1 protein-coding gene is annotated in these 424 nt (G+C 33.0%); it reads left to right on the top strand.

The window, feature by feature from the left end:
* The coding region (locus tag ERX40_RS11370; protein WP_165980763.1) for a hypothetical protein at positions 1 to 311 on the top strand (311 nt) is incomplete at its 5' end.
* Positions 312 to 424: the final 113 nt, after the last annotated feature.

The following is a 424-nucleotide window of genomic DNA, read 5'->3' as shown; positions in this document are numbered from 1 at the left end:
GCTTTACATCAGAAGAAATCTCAAAGTTTTTGCTTCATGAAAATGCAGTGCCTGATACTTTGCTGCCGAAAGCATGGTTTCTAAGTGATATATCAAGGACGTTTAAAGGTGTCATATACCATACAAAACAACTTGTATCAGACAATAAAGTAAAGCCAGATAAAGAATACAATGTTAAAATAACTTTGAAAGACAGCCGTAAAATAAAACAATTTCTTCAATATACATATGAAATGATTTATTATGACGGACCGATTGTTAGAGCGAGGATTCAATCTACGTTTGTGCAGGAGGTACTTGATGAAAATTGAAATCACTAAAGAACAGGTACTTGCTTTTACTAAGCTTTTGCAAGATGATAACAGTATTCATCAGAGTGATGCTACTGTTATTCCAGGGAATCTTCTTGTTCATTATATTATTC

Origin of the sequence: Macrococcus carouselicus, assembly GCF_004359515.1 — a bacterium.
In the GTDB taxonomy this organism is placed as follows: Bacteria; Bacillota; Bacilli; order Staphylococcales; family Staphylococcaceae; genus Macrococcus; species Macrococcus carouselicus.
The sequence above is the reverse complement of the archived record's forward strand: the minus strand, read 5'-3'. Positions and strand labels throughout refer to the sequence as shown.